The sequence below is a fragment of the Neorhizobium sp. T25_27 genome (assembly GCF_002968565.1).
Taxonomy (GTDB): domain Bacteria; phylum Pseudomonadota; class Alphaproteobacteria; order Rhizobiales; family Rhizobiaceae; genus Neorhizobium; species Neorhizobium tomejilense.
The window spans coordinates 1-22,172 of the sequence record NZ_PVBJ01000003.1 but is presented as its reverse complement, the minus strand read 5'-3'; the positions used below and the strand labels follow the sequence as shown (position 1 = coordinate 22,172).

Sequence of the window (22,172 nt, the reverse complement as noted above, 5' to 3'; positions counted from 1 at the left end):
TTATGATTATACCTGCACCTGAAACCTGCGGCTTATGCATATTATAAAACTTGACAACTTTGTGTTTCTGGCAATTCTCAGCGCCGAGAGGAGAGCTTTATGAGCCCTGATGAAATAGCGGCAGCAATGACCGGCAAGGTACGGATGACCGCCGGCAGGCACGAAGCCTTCCTGCCTTCCCCCATGGTGCAGAACCATGCAAGCTTCCTGCATCTCCTGGCTGACGGCGCGTTGATCTGCGCCTGGTTCGGTGGCTCGCTGGAAGGTAAGTCCGATATATCCATTTTCGCGTCCGTCCTCATGTCGTCCTCGGACCTCTGGGGGCTGCCGCAGAGGCTGAGCTTCGATGACGCGCATTCCGAGCAGAACCCGGTTCTGCTTAACGCGCCCGATGGCCGGCTCTGGCTTTTCCACACGTCGCAGCCTTCCGGTAACCAGGACGAATGCCGTATCCGCATGGCCGAGATCCGGCGTGATCAAAGCGACCCGACAAGGCTGACTACGGAGGCGGGCGCTTATCTCGACCTGCCGAAAGGATGTTTTATCCGAGCTCCGCTGACGGTGCGGGATGACGGCGCATGGCTTCTGCCGATCTTCCGCTGCGTTCAGCGGCCGGGCCAGAAGTGGAATGGAAGCCATGACACGGCGGCAATCGGGATATCCACAGATGCCGGGAAAACCTGGCGCCTCGAAGAATTGCCGCAATCGACCGGCTGCGTCCATATGAGTCCCGTCGCCTTGCCGGCAGGCGGTCATGCGGCTTTTTTCCGCCGGAGGCAGGCGGATTTCGTCTACCGGAGCGAAAGCGCCGATGGCGGCCGATCCTGGTCGGTGCCCGAGGCAACGGATGTGCCGAACAACAATTCCTCGATTGCGGTTATCCGGTTGAAGGACGGTCGGCTTGCGATGATCTGCAATCCGACAAGCGCGGCTCAGTCCGGCGATCGCCGTGCTTCGCTTTACGATGAACTCGGCGAGAGTGACGAAAGACCGGATGCCGATCCTACGGGCGGCTGCGTGCCCGTCTGGGGCGTGCCGCGCGCGCCGGTCTGTGTCTGTATTTCGAATGATGGCGGGCTAAGCTTCCCAGTCCGTATTCTGATCGAAGACGGGCCGGGCACCTGCCTGTCCAACGATTCCACCGATGGCCGGAACAAGGAAATGTCCTATCCGTGGCTGCTGGACGCGCCGGACGGGACCCTGCACATCGCCTATACCTATCACAGGCGGGCAATCAAATACGTGAGCCTGGCTTCGGGCTGGGCAGACGCGACTGACGGGAGAATTTGATGAGCAATATCATTGGTATAACCATGGGAGACCCCTGTGGCGTCGGTCCGGAAGTAACAGTCAAGGCGCTGGCCGAGATGTCGGACGCCGATCGCTCCGCAACGCGGGTCTACGGCAATCTTGCGACGCTGGAGGCGGCCCGCGACGCGGTCGGGGTCACGCTCGACCTCACGCCTTACGTGGTCGATCTTCCGGTGGAGGGAGCGCCTCTGCCCTGGGGGCAGTTTTCGGCGGTCGCCGGCGATGCGGCGTTCCGCTTCATCGAGCGCGCCGTACGCGATGCCGAGGCCGGCTCGATCGGCTGCATCGTCACCGCGCCGATCAACAAGGAAGCGCTCAACCTTGCGGGTCATCACTACGATGGCCATACGGGCATGCTGCGCAGCCTCACCGGTTCGGCAGCGGCATACATGCTGCTGGCCTCCGACCGCCTGAAGGTGATCCATGTCTCCACGCATGTCTCCCTGCAGGAGGCTATCCGGCGCGCCACGACGGAACGGGTTCTGGCGACGATCCGCGCCGGTGACGCGCATCTGAAGCGCATTGGTTATGAACGTCCGCGCATTGCGGTGGCCGGCATCAATCCCCATTGCGGCGAAAATGGCCTCTTCGGCACGGAGGACGACGATCAGATCGCGCCGGCCGTGGCGGCCGCCCGCGCCGAAGGCATCGAGGTTCACGGTCCGATTTCCGCCGATACGGTTTTCCATCGAGCCTATTCGGGCGCCTTCGATCTGGTCGTCGCGCAGTATCACGATCAGGGCCATATCCCGATCAAGCTTGTCGCCTTCGACACGGCCGTCAACGTTTCGGTCGATCTGCCGATCGACCGCACCTCCGTCGATCACGGCACCGCATTCGATATCGCCGGCAAGGGGATCGCCAATCACGGCAATATGAATTCTGCCATCGCCTACGCGCGCAAGCTCGTGGCGGGGGTCCGATAAGGAAAGCGTCATGGCCATTGCACCCATCACACTCCACCAGCCCCTGCGCCTCGCCGTCGGGGCCGGCACGATCAGCCAGGTTGGCGTCTGGGCCGGCGACGTCGCCTCGACCCTGGTCATTGCGACGCCGATCACGGCTGGTTTCGCCGACCGTCTGCAGTTGCCCGGCCGATTTTCGGTATTCGACGCCATTCCGGGCGAGCCGGACACCTTGACGCTGGATGCTGCGCTGGCGGCTGCCCGCAAGGCTCGTCCGCAACTGATCGTCGGGCTTGGCGGTGGATCCGTGTTGGACGTCGCCAAGCTTGTCGCGGTGCTGTGGGATTCCGAGCAGAGCCTCGAAGACGTTGCCGGTCCCAATCGCGTCGCCGGCCGTCGCACGCGGCTTGCCCAGGTCGCGACCACCGCGGGTACCGGCTCGGAGGCCGGCATCCGCTCGCTCATCACCGATCCGGTCAAGCGGACCAAGATCGCGGTGGAGAGCCCGCACATGATCGCGGATTTCGCGGTGCTCGATCCTGAACTGACCTATTCGGTGCCTCCGGCCGTGACCGCCGCGACGGGTGTCGATGCCATGGCGCATTGCGTCGAAGCCTTCACCAACCGCCGCGCCCATCCGATGATCGACGGCTTTGCCCGCATGGGGTTCGGGCTGGTCGGCCGGTATCTGGCGCGGGCGGTGAAGGACGGGCAGGATACGGAGGCGCGCGAAGGGTTGATGCTCGCTTCCTATTACGGTGGGATTTGCCTTGGACCGGTCAATACGGCGGCCGGCCATGCGATCGCCTATCCACTGGGGACGCGGCTCAACCTGCCGCACGGTCTGGCGAATGCCATCGTTTTCCCGCATGTACTGGCTTTCAACCAGTCTGTCGCCGCCGCGAAGACCGCGGAAGTGGCCGCAGCACTCGGTCTCGGTGACAATCTCTCCTCGGACGAATTGCGATCGTCGGCATGCGACTTCTGCGGAGCGCTTGGCATCCAGATGTCGCTGGCGGCTCACGGCGCCAGGCAGGACGAGCTTTCCCTCTACGCTTCTGAGGCGCATGCGATCCGTCGGCTGATGGATAACAACCCGGCCGAAATGAGTATCGACGATGTGCTGGGAATCTACGAGGCGGCATTTTGAAGTGATAGCCATCCGGCGGTACGCTGCCGGATGGCCGTTATTTCCGGATGACGCATTCGGGTTTCATTGGTGCGACGATTGGAACAGCCGCGCGCGTGAGCCCTTCAAGTGGTCCAGCATCAACTGCCGCGCCGATTCCTGGTCTCCGCGTGTGATTGCATCGGCAATCGCCTCGTGCTCGCCGAACACCTTCGCCAGCCCGGTTGCCTCTCTTTTCACGGAGGCTCCGTGGAATTTCATCCCCACGGCAATGTGATCCTTCAGGGCCTCCATCGCCGTCGAGAAGTAGCTGTTCTGAGCCGCCCGCGCGATAGCCAGATGGAATTGGTAGTCGGCGTCTTCGCGATGGGCCTGGCGGTTCGTGGCATCGCGCAGCAATTCCAGGGCCCGCGTTATGGCCGCCAGGCTCTCCTTGTCGTGACGCACTGCCGCCGCCGCCGCTGCTGCAGGTTCAAGCGTCATGCGAAACTCGTAACAGTTGAGGAGATCGGCGACATTTTCCAGCTGGCCGAATCCGAGCGGTTCACGCAGGCCGAGCGCACGCACGAAGCTGCCGGCACCGCGTCTCGAATAGATCAGTCCCTGCTCGCGCAACCGTCTCAGCGCTTCCCGGATGATCGGCCGCGACACTTCGAATTCGTTGGCTAGCTCATGTTCGGTCGGCAACCGCTCGTCCGGCCTGTATGCCCCCGACTTGATCGCGCGCAACATCCGCTCAAAGACGATATCAGGAAGGCCCTTGCGGGCAGTGCCGCTCTCAAGCCCCATCGTTCAACCCTTCTCGTCCATGGTTATTCTTGCTATCTCGCACAATGTGCCCGGCGTGCCGAATCCGCCGGATTTGGCGATGATGCATTGGCCATCGATATAAGCCAAGCCAAGGCCTGGCAGACATTCGCCGAGAAGCTGGAATCGCGAAACATTCATTGCCTTCAGGACAGCCTCGGCAGTCGCGCCGCCCGACAGAAGCAGAGTGGCGACCGGTGCCGTCATGTCCGGGACTATGCTTGCCGCCAACCGGTCCGATACCAGAAGCGGCGGATCGTCCTTTCCATCCGGCGTGGCCTGAACCAGCGTCACGGAATGCTGCGGCCGTGCGATCCTCTCCGGGTGCCCGTTCGGCGCGGCAATATAGTCAGGCACGACCGCCCGCCGCAATTCCTCGACTTGCGCCAGCGTGATCGGATCTCTCGAGCCGATGACGAAAAGGGCAGGGCCGGGTTCAGGGAGAGCCGGTTCGGCGACCTGACGGCCGGTCATGTGACAGGCCAGCGCCTCGGCGAGACCCCTGGCGCCGACAAGAAGATCTGCCCCGGCCTCGCGGCCAATTGCCAGAGCCGCAGACATGTCTTCCTGTGAAAGCGTATCGGGAATGATGGCGCGTCCGGCATGAACGCCAAGCGCGTCGGCGACCTTCAACGGCTTGTCCAGGCCGAAACCTTCGACATGTCCCGTTCGGACATTCCGTCCGAAGTCAGGTATCGCAGGCGCGACCAGCGCCAGATGAAAAGGCGTCGCGTCGAGCTCGGCGGCGATATTGCCCTTGAGGCGGGAATCGATCTTCTTGAACAGGACGATGTCCGACGGCAGGCACGACAGGGCCGCCGCAGTTGCCTGCCGCGCAGCCTCCGACTCGACTTCCCGAGATCCGAGGTTGACTGAAAGAACCGCGGGCCTCAGTTGCAAGGCCGCTCCGATAGCCTCGATGCTCAACGCGATTTCAGTATGCAAACCCCTGCCGGCAAACGGCGCCGCGCAATCAAGCGCGCCAGTCAGGTCGTCGGCAAGAATAACCAGCATAATGGACCACATAATCTGTTGTTATCTTTTTGAGCGAAATTTGCTCATATTGTCAATTGTATAACAGCAGTATTTGACAAATTGTGTCGTCGCGCGGGCGCCGGATGGATTGGCCAGACCGTATTTTTGCGGGCCTTCACTTGCTGTAATTTGGCGTCCCTTTGCAGAGCGAAATCTGCTCGTTTGACGCGGGAGGCGGAGCGCGCCCGGCCTGTAGTCTTTTTGAAATCCTGCGCTAGATTAAATGGCACTCTAAGGCAGGGGGCTTCGGTGAGCAGACAGGGCAATGACGTTCAGCGCAGTGGCATGGATTCGGATGACCTTTCCGACGTAGATGTGGCGGTGATGGCGGACGAAGACGCCCGCGCCCTGCTTGAAGCTCTCCTGGCGATGAGACGGGGAGACTTTTCGGTCCGGATGCGGTCCGATATGACCGGCGTCACCGGAAAAATTGCAGATACATTGAACGACATCATCGCGGCCAACCAGAAAATGGCGGCGCAGCTCGAAAATGTAGGTCAGGTTGTCGGGCGGGATGGCCGCACCAGCACCCGGGTCAGATTTGGCCTCTCCGATGGAGCCTGGGCGGACATGGAAGGGTCGATCAACACCCTGATCGACGATTTGCTGTGGCCGACGACGGCGGTTACCCGGACGATCACGGCGGTCGCCAAGGGTGACCTGCTGCAAACGGTTCCGCTTGACGTCGATGGGCGTCCGCTGAAAGGGGAGTTCCTGCGTTCGGCCGAGATCGTCAACACGATGATCAAGCAGCTGAGCGTGTTCACGTCCGAAGTGACGCGCGTCGCCCGCGAGGTTGGCACGGATGGCAAGCTGGGTGGGCAGGCTCAGGTTCCGGAAGTGACCGGCGTTTGGAAAGACCTGACCGAGAGCGTCAATTCGATGGCTTCGAACCTGACCGCTCAAGTCCGCAATATCGCAGACGTCACGATTGCGGTCGCCAACGGCGATCTTTCCAAAAAGATCACCGTCGATGTCCGCGGCGAAATCCTGCAGCTGAAGGAGGCCATCAACACGATGGTCGACCAGCTCCGCTCCTTTGCATCGGAAGTGACGCGCGTTGCCCGGGAGGTCGGCACGGAAGGAAAGCTGGGGGGCCAGGCGCTCGTACCGGGGGTAGCCGGCACGTGGAAGGATTTGACCGACTCGGTCAACGCAATGTGCGGCAACCTGACGGCGCAGGTGCGAAACATCGCCCAGGTCACGACCGCCGTCGCCCGCGGCGACCTTTCGAGAAAGATCACCGTCGACGTGTCCGGCGAAATCCTTGAATTGAAGGAAACCATCAACACGATGGTCGACCAGCTCAACGGCTTTGCCGGCGAGGTGACGCGCGTTGCCCGCGAAGTCGGCACCGAAGGCCGCCTCGGTGGCCAGGCTCAGGTGCCGGGCGTCGCCGGAACCTGGAAAGACCTCACCGACAACGTCAACTCCATGGCGTCCAATCTGACGGCCCAGGTGCGAAACATCGCCGAAGTGTCGACGGCGATCGCCAATGGCGACTTGTCGAAAAAGATCACGGTCACGGTTTCGGGTGAAATTCTGGAACTCAAGGAAACCATCAACACGATGGTGGATCAGCTCAACGCGTTTGCATCGGAAGTCACCCGCGTCGCCCGCGAGGTGGGAACGGAAGGACGACTCGGCGGGCAGGCCAACGTCCGCGGCGTCGCCGGCACCTGGAAGGACCTGACGGAGAACGTCAACTCCATGGCCGGGAACCTGACGGCACAGGTCCGCAACATTGCCGAGGTCTCGACGGCAATCGCCAATGGTGACTTGTCCAAGAAGATTACCGTCGATGTAAAGGGTGAAATCCTGGAGCTGAAGGAGACCATCAACACCATGGTCGACCAGCTCAACGCGTTTGCATCGGAAGTCACGCGTGTCGCGCGCGAAGTGGGAACCGAAGGCCGGCTTGGCGGCCAGGCCAACGTGCGCGGCGTCGCGGGAACCTGGAAGGACCTGACGGACTCGGTCAATTCCATGGCCTCCAACCTGACCGGCCAGGTGCGCAACATCGCCGAAGTTGCGACCGCCGTCGCCCAGGGCGACCTGTCGAAGAAGATTACCGTGACGGTGTCCGGCGAAATTCTCGAACTCAAGGAAACCATCAATACGATGGTGGACCAGCTCAACGGCTTTGCCGGGGAGGTGACGCGTGTCGCCCGAGAGGTCGGGACGGAGGGACGTCTTGGGGGCCAGGCGAACGTTCTGGGTGTCGCCGGCACCTGGAAGGATCTGACGGATTCGGTGAACTCGATGGCGGGCAACCTGACGGCCCAGGTCCGCAACATCGCCGAGGTCTCGACGGCGATCGCCAACGGCGACCTGTCACGCAAGATCACCGTCGACGTGAAGGGTGAAATCCTTCAGCTGAAGGAGACGCTGAACACGATGGTGGACCAGCTCAACCGGTTCGCCTCGGAAGTGACGCGTGTGGCGCGCGAAGTGGGTACCGAAGGCAAGCTCGGCGGCCAGGCTCAGGTGCCCGGCGTTGCCGGCACCTGGAAGGATCTGACCGAGAACGTCAACTCGATGGCCTCCAACCTGACAGGTCAGGTGCGAAACATCGCCGAAGTGACGACCGCGGTCGCGCGAGGAGACCTGTCGCGCAAGATCACTGTCGACGTGAAGGGTGAAATCCTCGAACTGAAGAACACCATCAACACGATGGTGGACCAGCTCAACGCCTTCGCCGGCGAAGTAACGCGCGTTGCACGCGAGGTTGGCACCGAAGGCAAGCTCGGCGGCCAGGCGCAGGTGTCGGGTGTCGCCGGCACCTGGAAGGACCTGACCGACAGCGTCAACTCGATGGCCGGCAACCTGACGGCCCAGGTCCGCAATATCGCCGAGGTCGCCACCGCGATCGCCAATGGCGACTTGTCACGCAAGATCACCGTCGACGTTCGTGGCGAAATCCTGCTGCTGAAGGACACGCTCAACACCATGGTCGACCAGCTGCGGTCGTTCGCGGGCGAAGTGACGCGCGTGGCGCGCGAGGTCGGCACCGACGGCCGCCTTGGCGGCCAGGCCGTCGTGCCGGGCGTCGCGGGAACCTGGAAGGATCTGACCGACAACGTCAACCTGCTTGCCGCCAATCTCACCACGCAGGTCCGCAACATCGCCGAAGTCACGACCGCCGTTGCGCGAGGCGACCTGTCGCGCAAGATCACGGTGGATGTGAAGGGCGAAATCCTGGAACTCAAAAACACCATCAACACGATGGTGGATCAGCTGAACGCCTTTGCGGGCGAAGTCACCCGCGTGGCGCGCGAGGTCGGCACCGAGGGCAAGCTCGGCGGCCAGGCGCAGGTGCCCGGCGTCGCGGGGACGTGGAAGGACTTGACCGACACGGTCAACGTCATGGCCGCCAACCTGACCGAACAGGTGCGCGGCATCGTCAAGGTGGTGACGGCGGTTGCCAACGGCGACCTCAAGCAAAACCTCACCGTCGCATCCAAGGGCGAGGTCGCAGCGCTTGCCGAAACCATCAACAACATGACCAATACGCTCGCGACCTTCGCCGACCAGGTCACCACGGTGGCTCGCGAAGTGGGCGTCGAAGGCCGCCTTGGCGGCCAGGCGAACGTGCCGGGCACCGCCGGTACATGGAAAGACCTGACGGGTAACGTCAACCTGCTGGCCGCAAACCTCACCACCCAGGTCCGGGCTATCGCCGAGGTGGCAACCGCCGTCACCAAGGGCGACCTGACGCGGTCGATCCAGGTGGAAGCGCGCGGAGAAGTCGCCGAGCTCAAGGACAACATCAATACGATGATCGGCAATCTGCGCCTGACGACGGAGCAGAATACCGAACAGGACTGGCTGAAGACGAACCTGGCGAGATTCACCAACATGCTCCAGGGGCAGCGCGACCTGACGCTGGTCGGGAAAATGCTGCTGTCGGAACTGGCGCCTCTCGTCGGAGCACATCAAGGCGTGATCTATCAGGTGGACGCGGAGGATCGCCAACCAACCCTGTCTCTGCTGTCCAGTTACGCGGACGGGGTCGGTGCGGCACATCCGCGGCGCCTGGAATTCGGCCAGGGCCTGGTGGGGCAGTGCGCCATCGATGCCCGTCGCATCCTCGTCACCAATCTTCCCGACAATGTCGTTCCCATCAGCTCGGGGGTTTTCTCGACCCTTCCCAAGAGCGCCATCGTTCTGCCGGTTCACTTCGAAGGACAGGTCAAGGCGGTGATCGAGCTTGCTTCGGCCGGCGAATTCACCGAGCTGCAGCTTTCCTTCCTCGACCAGCTGACGACCTCGATCGGCATCGTACTCAACTCAATCGAGGCGACGATGCAGACGGAAGGTCTGCTCAAGCAATCCCAGCAGCTTGCGACCGAACTTCAGACGCAGCAGCGGGAGTTGCAGCAGACCAACGAGCAGCTTGAGCAAAAGGCGCAGCAGCTCGAAGAACGAAACGTGGAGGTCGAGGCGAAGAACCAGGAAATCGAGCAGGCCCGCCGTGCGCTGGAAGAAAAGGCGACCGAGCTTGCGCTGACATCGAAATACAAGTCCGAGTTCCTCGCCAACATGTCGCACGAGCTGCGCACGCCGCTCAACTCGATCCTGATCCTCGGCCAGCAGCTGGGAGAAAACCCCGACGGCAATCTTTCCGGCAAGCAGGTGGAGTTTGCAAAGACGATCCATGGCGCGGGCACCGATCTCCTCAACCTGATCAGCGATATTCTCGACCTCTCCAAGATCGAGTCTGGGACCGTTTCGGTCGATGCCGAAGAGATATTCATCACCAACCTGCTGGAGATGATGTCGAGGCCGTTCCGGCATGAGGCGGAAAACCGCGATCTCAGCTATATGGTCGAGATCGGCGAAGAGGTGCCGAGAAGCATCATTACCGACTCCAAGCGGCTGCAGCAGATCCTCAAGAACCTGTTGTCCAACGCCTTCAAGTTCACCGCGCAGGGCGGCGTCACGCTGAAAGTCGCTCCGGTGACGGAAGGCTGGTCCCTGGATCATCCTTCTCTCAAACATGCCCCGTCGGTGATCGCCTTCGAAGTCTCCGATACCGGTATCGGCATCCCGCCCGAAAAGCAGCGGATCATATTCGAGGCATTCCAACAGGCGGATGCCTCGACCAGCCGGAAATACGGGGGCACCGGGCTAGGTCTTGCGATCAGCCGCGAACTGGCGAGCCTGCTTGGGGGCGAAATCCAGCTGCGCAGCACCCCCGGCGTCGGCAGCACGTTCGTACTCTACCTGCCGCTGACCTATGTCGGCGCTTCCCCCGTGCCAAAATACCTGCCGGCGCAAAGCAACGTGGTTCAGCTCGCGGAAGCGGCCGCGGCACGGCGTGCCGACAAAACCACGGAACAGATCGACGACGATCGCGGCGAAATAAACCCCGGGGACGCGGTTCTGTTGATCGTCGAGGATGATCCCCACTACGCCCGGGTGCTTGTCGATCTGGCCCGTGACAGCGGGTTCAAGGTCCTGGTGGCCACGCGCGGCAGCGAAGCGTTGAATTTCGCGCAGGAATTCAAACCCGCCGCGATATCCCTCGACATCTTCCTGCCGGACATGCTCGGCTGGACGGTGCTGAGCCAGCTCAAGCAGAGCGCGGCGACGCGGCATATTCCGGTCCAAATCATCAGCCTTGACGAGGACCGTCAGCATGGCCTCACGCGCGGCGCCTTCGCCTTCATGAGCAAGCCCACAACCACCGACAGCCTCGGAAAGGCATTCCTGCGGCTGAAGAATTATGCCGAACCGCGTCGCAAGCGGCTTCTGCTCGTTGAAGACAGCGAGGCGGAGCGGCTGAGCGTGACTGCGCTGCTCAGCCATGATGACATCGACATCGAAAGTGTAGGCTCGGGTGCCGAAGCGCTGGCCGCGCTGAAGCAGGATCCGGCCGACTGCGTCGTTCTCGATCTTACCCTGCCTGACATGTCGGGCTTCGAAGTTCTCGAAAAGATCCGCGACGACAGTGACATTCCCGAGGTTCCGGTCGTGGTATTCACGGGCCGCGAGCTTTCGCCGGAAGAGGACGCCCAGCTACACACGATGGCGCGCAGCGTCGTCGTCAAGGGTGTGGAGTCGCCCGAGCGTCTCCTGGATGAGACGGCACTGTTCCTCCACAGGGTGGTGGCCGATATGCCGGCCGCCAAGCAAGCGATGCTTGAGGAACTTCACAGTTCCGATGAGGATCTGATCGGGGAAACCGTTCTGCTGGTGGACGACGACGCCCGCAATATCTTCGCTCTCAGCAGCGTTCTCGAGCGCCGCGGAATGAGGGTCCTGACAGCGACGACCGGCAGCGAGGCCATCGACGTCATTCACAGGGAGCCGGCTGTCGCGATCGTCCTGATGGACATCATGATGCCTGGAATGGACGGCTACGAAACAATGCAGGTGATCCGCTCAGACCACCGGTTCCGGCGCCTGCCCATCCTTGCGCTGACCGCAAAGGCAATGAAGGGAGACCGCGAAAAGTGCCTGGAGGCGGGTGCGTCGGATTATCTGGCAAAGCCGGTCAATACGGAGCAATTGCTTTCCGCTCTCCGCATGTGGCTGCATCGCTAGGGATATGGCCATGAACCCCGTCAATATCCTTCTCGTGGATGATCAGCCGGCAAAGCTCCTGAGCTATGAAGTCGTGCTGCAGGAGCTTGGCGAAAACCTGATCAAGGCCCAGTCGGGCAGGGAAGCCCTGGAGCATCTCCTGCGCAACGATATCGCGGTCATTCTCGTGGATGTCTGCATGCCGGAGCAGGACGGCTTCGAGCTCGTCAGCATGATCAGGGAGCACCCCCGATACCAGCATACGGCGATCATTTTTGTGTCGGCCGTCATGATGGCGGAACCGGACCGGCTGCGGGGTTATGCGGCGGGTGCCGTCGACTATGTCTCGGTACCCATCGTTCCGGAAGTTCTGCGGGCCAAGGTCCGGGTATTCGCCGACCTGTACCGGAAGACGAGGGAACTGGAGCGGTTGAATGCCGACCTCGAGGACAGGGTTCGGGAACGCACCGCCGAACTCGAAGCGTCCTCGAACCAGCTCCGTCAGCTCAATGAAGACCTTGAGGAACGGATCGACCAGAGGACGCGCGAGCGCGAAGAAGCGCTTGCGCAATTGTTCGAGGCGCAAAAGCTGGACACGATCGGCCAATTGACCGGCGGCGTCGCCCACGATTTCAACAACCTGCTGATGGCGGTTCTGGGTAGCTTGAACCTCCTGAAGAAGCGGCTTCCAATCGACGAGAAGAGCGAGCGGCTGATCGCCAATGCGATACAGGCGGCCGAGCGCGGCGCGGCTTTGACCCAACGGCTGCTGGCCTTCGCGCGCCGCCAGGAATTGAAGCCGCACGCGGTCGATTTCGCCGAACTCTTCGAAAACATCCAGGACCTGCTGAGCAAGGCGCTGGGGCCTGGGGTCGATATCAGAAAAGATATTCCGCCACGGCTTCCGCAGTTGTTGGTCGATAGCAACCAGCTCGAACTTGCCCTCCTCAATCTGTTCGTGAACGCGCGCGACGCGATGATCGGGGGCGGTACGATCATGGTGTCCGCAGAGCAGAAAGATGTCTCGAGGCACGGCCGCCTGGCCGCCGGTCGATACGTGCGGATTTCGGTGTCCGATACCGGCGAAGGCATGGACGAAGCGACGGTTACCCGCGCGGCCGAGCCCTTTTTCACGACGAAAGGGCCTGGAAAGGGGACGGGTCTCGGCCTTTCCATGGTGCACGGCCTGGCGGCTCAATCGGGTGGCATCCTTGACCTGTCGAGCGTCAAGGGAGAGGGGACGACGGTGTCTTTGTGGTTGCCGGTCGCCGAAAATATTGCGGTGGCGGCGTCGTCATCGGAGGCTACATCGCCAGACGCTGCTCCCAATGTGCCGCATGCACTGACGGTGCTTGTGGTCGACGACGATTCGCTCGTCAGCATGGGAACGTCGGCAATGCTGGAAGACCTTGGCCATGTCGCCACGGAGGCATCCTCGGCCGCCGCCGCACTCGAGATCCTCGGCTCCGACCAGAAGTTCGACCTTGTCATCACGGACCACGCCATGCCGGGCATGACCGGCGCGGAACTGGCACGGCGGATCCTCGCCTCTTATCCGGGCTTGCCGGTGATCCTCGCCTCCGGATATGTTGAACTGCACGAAGATCACGGGCTTTCAGATCTCCCGAGGATGATGAAGCCGTTCACTCAAGAGCAACTTCAGACGGCAGTGCATCGCGCGGTGGCTGAGCGGGCGACGGCCGCCTGAGCGCCCCTTTCGGGCTCCGCGATATCTGTCCTGTTCAGACCGGCAGCCAGCCCGCAGCGAGGGGGTGATCTGCGGAAAGCGGCAGGCGTACGATCTGGCCTTCCCTTGCCGACGCGTAGATTGCCGTCACAAGCTCGATCGAGTGATAACTTTCCTGAAGCGACGGCAGGTAAAGGTCAGGTTCGCCGGTGAGACGTGCATGGACATCTGCGAATAGTCCCGGAAATCGCGGAAGGACATCGGGTATGTCTCGCGTTGCCGCATCGACCTCGGGCTGTCGTGAGGGGTCGGTTGCTTCGAACCTCCACGGTCCTGCCCCTATCTGATAGGGTTCCGTGCCCGACGTGACCGTGACATGCTCGAAACACATCCTCAGCCGCGAACTGTTTCCGGCCGCACCCAAGGTGACCGAGGACGTGATCAGCGCCCCCGCTGCGGTGCGCATCGAAAGCACGGCGCAATCCTCGGTCTCGATGGGATTGACGCGTGTATCGAGGAAGGCGGCAACCTCCACGACATCTCCCGCGAGATGAGTCGTCAGGTTGTGGATATGGCACGCATGACTGACGAGCACGCCGCCGAGCTCGCCTTTCCAGGTGCCCCGCCAGCGCTCTGCGTAATAATCTGATCCGCGTTGCCAGTGTGTCTCCAGGGCCACCACGTAAGGCCTGCCCAGCAGGCCCCGGACCTTCAATTCGTGCGCTGCCCGGTAGCCGGCTCCATAACGATACTGGAATACGGGAAAGACCTGCCGCCCCGCTCGTGCGGCAAGCTCGGTGATCCGGCGCACCTCGGTTATTGAACCGGCAAGCGGCTTTTCGCAGACCACGTGCTTGCCTGCCTCCAGTGCGGCAAGCGTCATCGGTGCGTGCAGTTGTGGCGGCAGGCAGATGTCGACCAGATCCACGCAGGGATCGGCGAAGACCTCGCTGATGTCGGCAACGACCCGGCTGCCGGGAGCCTGTTGCGCCGCGTCCTCGGCGCGAGGCAGGTTGAGGTCACAGACGTAACGGACGTCGAAAAGATCGGCCAATTGCGCATAAGCGGCGAGATGCGCCTTGCCTATACCCGCGCCGATGACGGCGACACGGATGCGCGTCGTCATCGGTCTTTCTTCTCTTCGGCGATGTGTTGCGCCTGCAGTCCCAACCGGGTCGCGAGCAACGCATGGGACTGGGCCATGGCCGTCTCGGTGCGCCTTTCCACATCGGCAAACAGGCGGGCGAAGAAGGGCTTTCCGGCGCCGCTTGCCTCGAAACGCTGCACGCCCGACTTGTCGACCACAAAAACGTGGTCCTGACCGTCGTGGCCGGCAATATCGATGTATTTGCGCAGCTCGATATACCCTTCCGTCCCGAGAATGGTCATCCTGCCGTCGCCCCAGACGGGAAGACCGTCGGGCGTCAGCCAATCGACCCGGGCATAACCCCGGCCGCCATTGCCCTCCAGCAGAACCTCGCCGAAATCCTGAAATCCGGGCCGATCCGGATTTGCGACATTGGTCACATGGGCGGAAACGACGCGTGCCTCGGCCGAGCCGGTATAATGCAGGAACTGGTCGAACTGATGGGCACAGATATCGGCAAGAATCCCGCCGCAACGGGTCCTGTCCCAGAACCAATCCGGCCTGAGATGCGCATTCAAGCGATGCGGTCCAAGACCGACCGTCTGGACGACCTTGCCGATCCGGCCTTCGGCGACCAGCTGATCCGCCAGGGTGGCGCTCTCGACGGAGACGCGTTCGGAAAAGGATACGACCCAGCGCCGCCCGGTCTCCGAGACGGTACGCTGGATGTCTGCCAGCTGTTCCAGGCTGGTGCAGCCGGGTTTGTCGACCAGAACGTCCTTGCCGTGCACCATCGCCGCCACTGCGATATCGGCGCGGTCGCTGTTGATTGCAGACGACAGGACAAGGACAATGCTCTCGTCATCGAGGATGGCCTGCATCGGCCGGGCGGGCAGATCCGGATAGGTTTCCTGGAATGTCTTGCGGACCGCCTCCGGCGTCTCGTCGCCCGTTGTCCATGCAACAAGCGTGGCGCCGGCGCCCCGCATGCCGTTGATCATGCCGTAGATATGTCCGTGGTCTATGCCGATGACGCCGATTCGAAGGTTAAAAGCCATGGAAACTACCTGTTCAGGTGGATGCCGCGAGCGCGAAGCATGGATTGGATGTTGACGAGCGAACCCGTCTCGATGGAAGCGTTGGCGGCGATGCCGGTGAGGATCGACCAGGCGCCGGCAACATGATCGGAGGCACGGCCGTAAGGATCGGGCTGCATGCTTTCCGGATCAAAGATGTAACCCAGCATGACCGGATCCGCGCCGCCGTGATCCCCCACTGCCTTCGGAACGGCAAGCTGGCGCGCGGGCTCGCCGGCCAGGTGAAGTTCCGTGGTGATCGCATCTTCATCCGCATGGGCGCGTTTGCCGCCGAACACGCCATGGACCTCGACATGGCGATGGGTGATGTCGCCCTTGGTGCCCTGGAACTTGATCTCCAACCCTTCCCAGGGCGAATAGGCAGTCAGGGTGTAATTGGCGGTGACGCCCGAGGCGTAGCGGATATGCGCCTGCATCGTATCCTCGATACCGATCTCTTCGTCGAATACGCAGAGATCCCGGAAATAGCCGTCTTCGTGTTCAGCCTCGACATAGAGATTGCGCAGGTTCTCGTCGGCGGCAAGGTCGAGCCGGAAATCGCACTTGTGGGCGACAGGACAGTCGCTGCAGCGTGGCCCACGGCCAGCAAGACCAAGTTCCATTGCCATTTCCGGGCGATAAAAGACCCGGCGGCCGGAGGCCAGGACCTCCGTCGGCGCGGTCCCCAGCCACCAGTTGAGAAGGTCGAAATGGTGAGTTGATTTATGGACCAGGAGCCCGCCGGAATTTTCCTTCTGGCGGTGCCAGCGGCGGAAATAATCGGCGCCGTGAACCCGATCGAGGTGCCAGCGGAAATCGACCGCCGTCACCGTGCCGATCGCTCCGGATGAAATCAGCTCCTTGATCTGGGTGCGCGCCGGCGAATAGCGGTAGTTGAAGGTCACGGTGACCTTCCGGCCGGTGCGCGCCTGGGCATCGACGATCTGCTTGAGGCGGCTGAGATCGATCGTCAGCGGCTTTTCGCAAATGACGTCGCATCCGGCCTCGAAGGCACGGACGATGTAATCGGCATGCAGGAAATCCGGCGTTGCGACGACAATCGTATCCGGTCTCTGCTCCGCAATCAGCCGGTCGAAATCGGCGGCGAGATAGGTCGCGACGCCGTTCGTGCCGGGCCTTGAAGCCGCTCGCGCTGCTTCGCTGAGGCGATGGGCGTTGCTGTCGCAAAGGGCAACGATCTCATGTTTGTCGGCATAATCTTCAACAACGGAATTGCGGAACATCTGATGCCGTGAGCCGCATCCAACAATGGCGATCTTCACTGTACCTGGCTTTCTTTCTGGGTGGGTTCGATGCGTTTGCCCGCGCCATCGAAATAGTGGAGGTCGGAGAGGTCGAACCCGATGGTGACCGGATCGCCCATTCGGTAGGGCACTCGCCCATTGTCGCTGGCCAGCAGGACCTGGCCTGAAGACAGGGTGATATGCAGCAAGGTCTCGCTGCCAAGATATTCCACCAGCCGGATCGTGCCTTCGCCCGTGACATCGCCAGTGCCGACACGCAGAGACGAAGGCCGCACGCATAAAGTCAGTGCCTGATCGTCGGTCGGAAGCTCGGCAATCGCAAAATCAGGCATGCCGGCCACCGATACCACGGTCCTGCCCGCGTCGCGCGTCGCTCTCGCCTGCAGCATGTTGATCTTCGGCGAGCCGATGAAGCCCGCGACAAAGAGATTTTGCGGCCGGGTATAGAGTTCCTGGGGCGTGCCGAGCTGCTCGATCTTGCCGCCTCGCAGAACTACGATCCGGCTTGCCATGGTCATCGCTTCCACCTGGTCATGGGTCACATAGATCATGGTGGTGCCGAGCCGGGCGTAGAGCGAGGCCAGTTCCGCCCGCATCTGCACGCGCAGTTCCGCGTCCAGATTGGAAAGCGGCTCGTCGAACAGGAAAAGCTGCGGCTCGCGCACGATCGACCTGCCGATCGCCACTCGCTGCTTCTGGCCGCCGGAAAGCTGGCGCGGCTTGCGGTCCATGAGCTGCTCGATTTGCAGGATGCGCGCGGCCTCCGCCACCCGCCTTTCCACCTCGGTGCGCGAAACCTTGAAGTTCTGCAGACCGAAAGCAAGGTTCTTGCGAACGCTCATATGGGGATAAAGAGCGTAGCTTTGAAAGACCATGGAAAGCTCGCGCTTCGAGGCGGGCAGATCGTTGACGACCTTTCCGCCGATCGAGATCGTTCCTTCGCTGATGTCTTCGAGCCCCGCGATCATCCGCAGGAGCGTCGACTTTCCGCAGCCCGATGGACCGACGAGAACAAGAAACTCGCCGTCGTGGATGTCCAGATTCAACCCCTGGATGATGGACAGCGCCCCATAGCGCTTGCCGACGTTTCGAAGCGTCAATCCTGCCATGCGTCTTGTTCCCTATTTCATTCCGGAAGTGGCGATGCCGCGCACGATGAGTTTCTGGAACAGGACGAAGAAGATGACGACCGGGACCAGTGAAAGAACCGACATCGCGAACATCTGGCCGTAGGCGGACTGGCCCTCCTGATCGAGGAAGAGGCGAAGCGCCAGGGGCACGGTGTAGCTCTTGATGTCGTTGAGGTAGATGAGCGGGGCGAGGAAATCCTCCCAGACCCAGATCAGCGAAAAGATCGCGGCCGTGCCCATGGCCGGCAGCGAAAGCGGCAATATGATTGCCCAATAGATCTTGAAGGGCGAGCAGCCGTCGATCATCGCCGCTTCATCCAGTTCGCGCGGCAATTGTCGAAAGAACTGCACCATCAGAAAGATGAAAAAGGCATCGGAGGCGAGGAAACGCGGCACCACCAGCGGCAGATAGGTGTCGACCCAGCCGAGATTCAGGAACTGAACATATTGAGGGATGAGAACTACGTGATAGGGGATCATCAGCGTCATCATCATCAGCGCGAAAAAGAAGCTGCGCCCTGTGAAACTCAATCGCGCAAAGGCATAGGCCGCGAACGAGCAGGAAACCAGGTTTCCGATCACCGACAGGCCGGTGACGATCGCCGAATTCACATAAAAGACGGTGAAGGAGATCGGCAGGGCGTACCAGCCCTTGGTGTAGTTCTCGAACCGAAATTCGGAAGGCCAGAGCGTCAGGCTGCCGAAGATCTCGTTTTCCGGCTTGAAGGAGGAAGCGAGCAGCCAGAACAGCGGATAGAGCATGACGCATGACACGATGATCAGGAAGATATGCTTCAGGATCCGGCCGTTGCGATTTTGTCTGTCGCGCTTCAGCCGCAGCTCGTGAGCCACGCGCGCGGCCTCGTCCATCTGGATGGCGAGCTCCAGATCAGTCGCGCTCGTTTTCATAGTGCACCCAATATTTGGAAGTGAAGAAAGCGATCGCGGTGAAGGTCGCTATGATGACCAACAGGAACCAGGCAAGCGCCGATGCATAACCCATGCGGAAGAATTTGAAGGCTTCGTTGAACAGGTAGACCGTATAAAACAGGAGGCTGTCCGCCGGAGCGCCGGTGCCGTTGGAGATGATGAAGGCGCTGGAAAAGGTCTTGAAGGAATCGATCGTCTGCAGCACCAGATTGAAGAAGATCACCGGGGCAAGAAGCGGCAAGGTGATGCGGGTGAATTGCCGCCAGCCGGGCGTCCCGTCGATTTCCGCCGCCTCGTAAAGATCGCGCGGTATGCCGCGCAGGCCCGCCAGAAAGATCAGCATCGGCGAGCCGAACTGCCACATGGCCAGCACCACCAGCGTATAAAGCGAGGTATCGGGATCGGTGATCCACGAGGCTCCCTGAATTCCCACCATCGCCAGGACCTGATTGACGACGCCGTCGGCGGCGAAAAGCTGGCGCCACAGGATGGCGATGGCGATGGACGCGCCCAGCAGGGACGGCAGATAGAAGATCGCTCGGTAAAGACCGATCGTGCGCAGGCCCTTGTCGAGCAGCATGGCGACACCGAGAGCCATGATCAGGCGCGCGGGTACAGCCAGCGCAACATAGGTAAACGTCACTTCCAGCGCTTTCCAGAAGCGCCGGTCCCGCGTGAACATGTATTCGTAATTGCCCCAGCCGATCCATCGGGGCGCGCTCACCATGTCATAGCGGGTGAAGGAAAGATAAAGCGACGCAAGGATTGGCCCAAGCGCGAGCAGGAAAAATCCGATCAGCCATGGAAGAAGAAACACATAGGCCGGTGCATTGCGGGCAAAAAAACGTTTCATCGAAACGACCTTGTTGTCGGAAGAGAGGCCCCGGCGGCAGGCGCCGCCGGGGCCTTGATATTGCCGCGCCGATTACTGGGCGCGCTCGATGATCGCCTGGGCATCCTCGATGAAGGTGCCGGCGGCTTTCGCGACTTCCACCTTGCCAAGCACGACATCGGTGCCGATACGCATGAAGGCGTCTCGTACCTCTCCCGCTCCCTTGGGGGCGGGCACCGGCAGCGGGCCGACCTTGCTCTGGATCGCCGTGAAATAGTCGACGGAGAGCTTCTCGACTTCCGTGAGCTTCGGGGCCAGCGCCGCGCGGATTTTTGGCGAACAAGGAATACCGCGTTCGAGGCCGAGAATGCCGGTAATATCAGGATCGTTGACCCAGGCATTCATATAGGCAATTGCGGCCCCGGTATCCTTGGCGTCCCGGCTGAGAGACAGGAACATCGACGGCTTGATGAACTGGCCAGGCTTGCCGCCCGCCTTGTGGGGCACCATGGCGGCACCGATCTTGTCTTTCGCCACGGCCTGGATGCCGACCAGCTGGTTGGACCAGTAGTGGGACATGGCGGTGTCACCGACGGCAATGCCCGACTCGGCAATCGGCGGATCGAGAATGACGGTCTTGTTCTTGTCGCGAACAACCCCGGCCTTGCGCAGATCGGCCCACATCTGCCACCAGCTGGTGACGTCACCGGCTGTCGCCGTGACCTTGCCGTCTGGGCTGTAGAATTCCCGACCGTTCTGGCGAACCCAGGATTCGAAGGTCTCGATCATCAGGGACAGATCGTCCGACCCCTTCATCTTGCCGCCGGACTTGGCGGTAATCTTTTCGCATGCCTTGGCGAAGTCGTCCCAGGTCCAGTTGATCAGGTCTGCATCGATGCCCGCTTCCTGGAAGGCGCGCTTGTTGTGGACCATGACCTGGCTGTTCGAGCCGATGTTGAGAGCATAAAGCTTTCCATCGACCTTGCCGCCATCAAGAGGCCCCTTGTCGAAGTCGGCGATCATCAGGCTCTTGCCGACGAATTCGTCGAGGGGCTTCAGCGCCCCGCGATTGACGTATTCGAACAGGAACCGGTAGTCCATCTGCACGAGGTCGGCCATGTTCCGGCCGGCGGTCTGGGTCGCCATCTTGGTCCAGTAGTCGCCCCAGCCGATCGTTTCGCCGGAAACTGCGATACCGGCGTTTTTCTTCTGGAATGTGTCGATGACGGCAAAGGTGCGCTTGTCGCGCTCCGGATTGCCCCACCAATAGTGCCGGATCGAGCGATCGGCAGCAAACGCCGGCATGGCCGGAAGTGCGCAAGCGGCTGCAGCCGCTCCCATGGTGCCCAACAATGCTCGTCTCGTCAGTCTGGTCATTTCGTCCTCCTCCTTCTGACCCGAAGCGCCTCATGGGCGCCGGATGCGGTTGTTCATGGCTTGTTGCATGCCGGCTCCTCCTGCCGGACACACCCATTCTTCCTCGGCGCAGCTTGTCAGATGAAGCTGCGCAAAAGCTCGGTCAGGCAGAGCATCGCCATCGCCTGCCCGTAAGGCATGGATGTCAGCTTGATCTGCCGGTAGAAATCGAGATCGCCGCCCATCGCCGTGCCGAAAGAGACCTGCTGGAGCTCTCCCCCGGGGCTGATGTTGTCGATCACGCCTTTCATGGCTTGCTCGGCGGTTTCCAGATACTCGATGCCCAGATACCGCTTGCGTACGCCCTTCATCAAACCATAGGCGAAGCCGGCGGTCGCCGAGGCTTCCAGATAGCTCGAGGTATCATCGACCAGCGTGTGCCACAGGCCCGATGGGTGCTGGTGGAGTTTCAGCGCCGCTGCCTGCCGGCCGAGCAGGGACACCAGATGGCGGCGGAGGGGATCGTTTTCGGCAAGGTCCAGGAGCTCGACGAATTCCGGAATGGCGATCGTGATCCAGCTATTGCCGCGTGCCCATCTGGCGCGCGCAAAATTATGATTGTCGTCGAACGTCCAGCCGTGGAACCAGAGGCCGGTCTGCGTGTCGCAGAGATATTGGGCGTGGACCAGGAACTGGTATTTCGCCTCTTCCACGAACTCCGGCCGTTTGAGCACCAGGCCGATTTTGGCAAGCGGCAGCACGCTCATCATCAGCGTGTCGTCCCACATCTGCTGATCATTGACGCTGTTATAGACGATATGCTGCAGCCCGCCTTCGCGGGTCCGCGGCATCTCGTGCATCACCCATTCGGCCCATGTTTCCAGGTAGGGCCGCCACCGAGGATCCCCCGTGAGTTCATAGAGATGGGCAAGCGTCAGGAACGGGGCGACCGTGTTGATGTTCTTTGTGGGGGTACCTTCAGCCAGCCGGGCTTCGAACCAGTCGACGATGATGCCCATCACCTTCTGATTGCCGGTCAGCTGCCAATATTTGAGAAGGCCGAAAAGCGCGACCCCATGGGTCCATTCCCAGCC

Annotated in this window: 15 protein-coding genes; 5 read left to right on the top strand and 10 right to left on the bottom strand. The window is 61.5% G+C overall.

Annotated elements, in window-relative coordinates:
* Positions 1-99: 99 nt before the first annotated feature.
* Genes C5J24_RS10285 through C5J24_RS10275 form a run of 3 tightly spaced genes read left to right on the top strand, consistent with a single transcriptional unit; the run spans position 100 to position 3,366 of the window.
* The gene (locus tag C5J24_RS10285) at positions 100-1,290 is read left to right on the top strand and encodes an exo-alpha-sialidase (protein WP_105417690.1); all 1,191 of its coding nucleotides are present in this window, start codon (positions 100-102) and stop codon (positions 1,288-1,290) included.
* Positions 1,290-2,237 carry a 4-hydroxythreonine-4-phosphate dehydrogenase PdxA gene (gene pdxA / locus C5J24_RS10280; protein ID WP_105417688.1) on the top strand — a complete coding sequence of 316 codons (948 nt, stop codon included), beginning with the start codon at positions 1,290-1,292 and terminating at the stop codon, positions 2,235-2,237. The genes C5J24_RS10285 and pdxA overlap by 1 nt, the downstream gene beginning before the upstream one ends.
* Before the next feature lie 10 nt (positions 2,238-2,247).
* Positions 2,248-3,366: an iron-containing alcohol dehydrogenase gene (locus tag C5J24_RS10275; protein WP_105417686.1), complete on the top strand. Its 1,119-nt coding sequence runs from the start codon at positions 2,248-2,250 to the stop codon at positions 3,364-3,366.
* Between the two features lie 63 nt (positions 3,367-3,429).
* Here the strand turns inward: C5J24_RS10275 and C5J24_RS10270 are convergent, their stop codons facing one another.
* Positions 3,430-4,134, bottom strand: a complete 705-nt coding sequence (locus tag C5J24_RS10270) for a FadR/GntR family transcriptional regulator (RefSeq protein WP_105417684.1) — start codon at positions 4,132-4,134, stop codon at positions 3,430-3,432.
* Between the two features lie 3 nt (positions 4,135-4,137).
* A complete protein-coding gene (locus C5J24_RS10265) occupies positions 4,138-5,166 on the bottom strand; it encodes a four-carbon acid sugar kinase family protein (RefSeq protein WP_105417682.1) in 1,029 nt (342 codons plus the stop codon).
* Between the two features lie 306 nt (positions 5,167-5,472).
* On the opposite strand from C5J24_RS10265, the gene C5J24_RS10260 reads away from it, so the two are divergent.
* Positions 5,473-11,736 carry a HAMP domain-containing protein gene (locus C5J24_RS10260; protein WP_105417680.1) on the top strand — a complete coding sequence of 2,088 codons (6,264 nt, stop codon included), beginning with the start codon at positions 5,473-5,475 and terminating at the stop codon, positions 11,734-11,736.
* Between the two features lie 10 nt (positions 11,737-11,746).
* On the top strand, positions 11,747-13,423 hold the full coding sequence (locus C5J24_RS10255) for a response regulator (RefSeq protein WP_105417678.1): 1,677 nt from the start codon (positions 11,747-11,749) through the stop codon (positions 13,421-13,423).
* Positions 13,424-13,457: 34 nt separating this feature from the next.
* Here C5J24_RS10255 and C5J24_RS10250 read toward each other — a convergent pair whose 3' ends face one another.
* The 8 genes from C5J24_RS10250 to C5J24_RS10215 all read right to left on the bottom strand — a co-directional run.
* A complete protein-coding gene (locus C5J24_RS10250; protein ID WP_105417676.1) occupies positions 13,458-14,528 on the bottom strand; it encodes a Gfo/Idh/MocA family protein in 1,071 nt (356 codons plus the stop codon).
* A complete protein-coding gene (locus C5J24_RS10245) occupies positions 14,525-15,547 on the bottom strand; it encodes a Gfo/Idh/MocA family protein (RefSeq protein ID WP_105417674.1) in 1,023 nt (340 codons plus the stop codon). Before C5J24_RS10245 ends, C5J24_RS10250 begins: the two co-directional genes overlap by 4 nt.
* Positions 15,548-15,552: 5 nt before the next feature.
* Positions 15,553-16,809 (bottom strand): Gfo/Idh/MocA family protein, encoded by a 1,257-nt coding sequence (locus C5J24_RS10240; RefSeq protein WP_245437568.1) that lies wholly within the window; start codon positions 16,807-16,809, stop codon positions 15,553-15,555.
* Positions 16,810-16,844: 35 nt separating this feature from the next.
* On the bottom strand, positions 16,845-17,939 hold the full coding sequence (locus tag C5J24_RS10235; protein ID WP_105417670.1) for an ABC transporter ATP-binding protein: 1,095 nt from the start codon (positions 17,937-17,939) through the stop codon (positions 16,845-16,847).
* Positions 17,940-17,951: 12 nt separating this feature from the next.
* Positions 17,952-18,830: a carbohydrate ABC transporter permease gene (locus tag C5J24_RS10230; protein ID WP_370649418.1), complete on the bottom strand. Its 879-nt coding sequence runs from the start codon at positions 18,828-18,830 to the stop codon at positions 17,952-17,954.
* Positions 18,831-18,849: 19 nt separating this feature from the next.
* Entirely contained in the window at positions 18,850-19,743 is an 894-nt protein-coding gene (locus C5J24_RS10225; protein ID WP_037084987.1) for a carbohydrate ABC transporter permease, read from the bottom strand.
* Positions 19,744-19,815: 72 nt separating this feature from the next.
* Positions 19,816-21,099, bottom strand: a complete 1,284-nt coding sequence (locus C5J24_RS10220; RefSeq protein WP_105417669.1) for an ABC transporter substrate-binding protein — start codon at positions 21,097-21,099, stop codon at positions 19,816-19,818.
* Between the two features lie 116 nt (positions 21,100-21,215).
* On the bottom strand, positions 21,216-22,172 hold a 957-nt coding region (locus C5J24_RS10215), incomplete at its 5' end, for a glycoside hydrolase family 105 protein (RefSeq protein WP_105417668.1).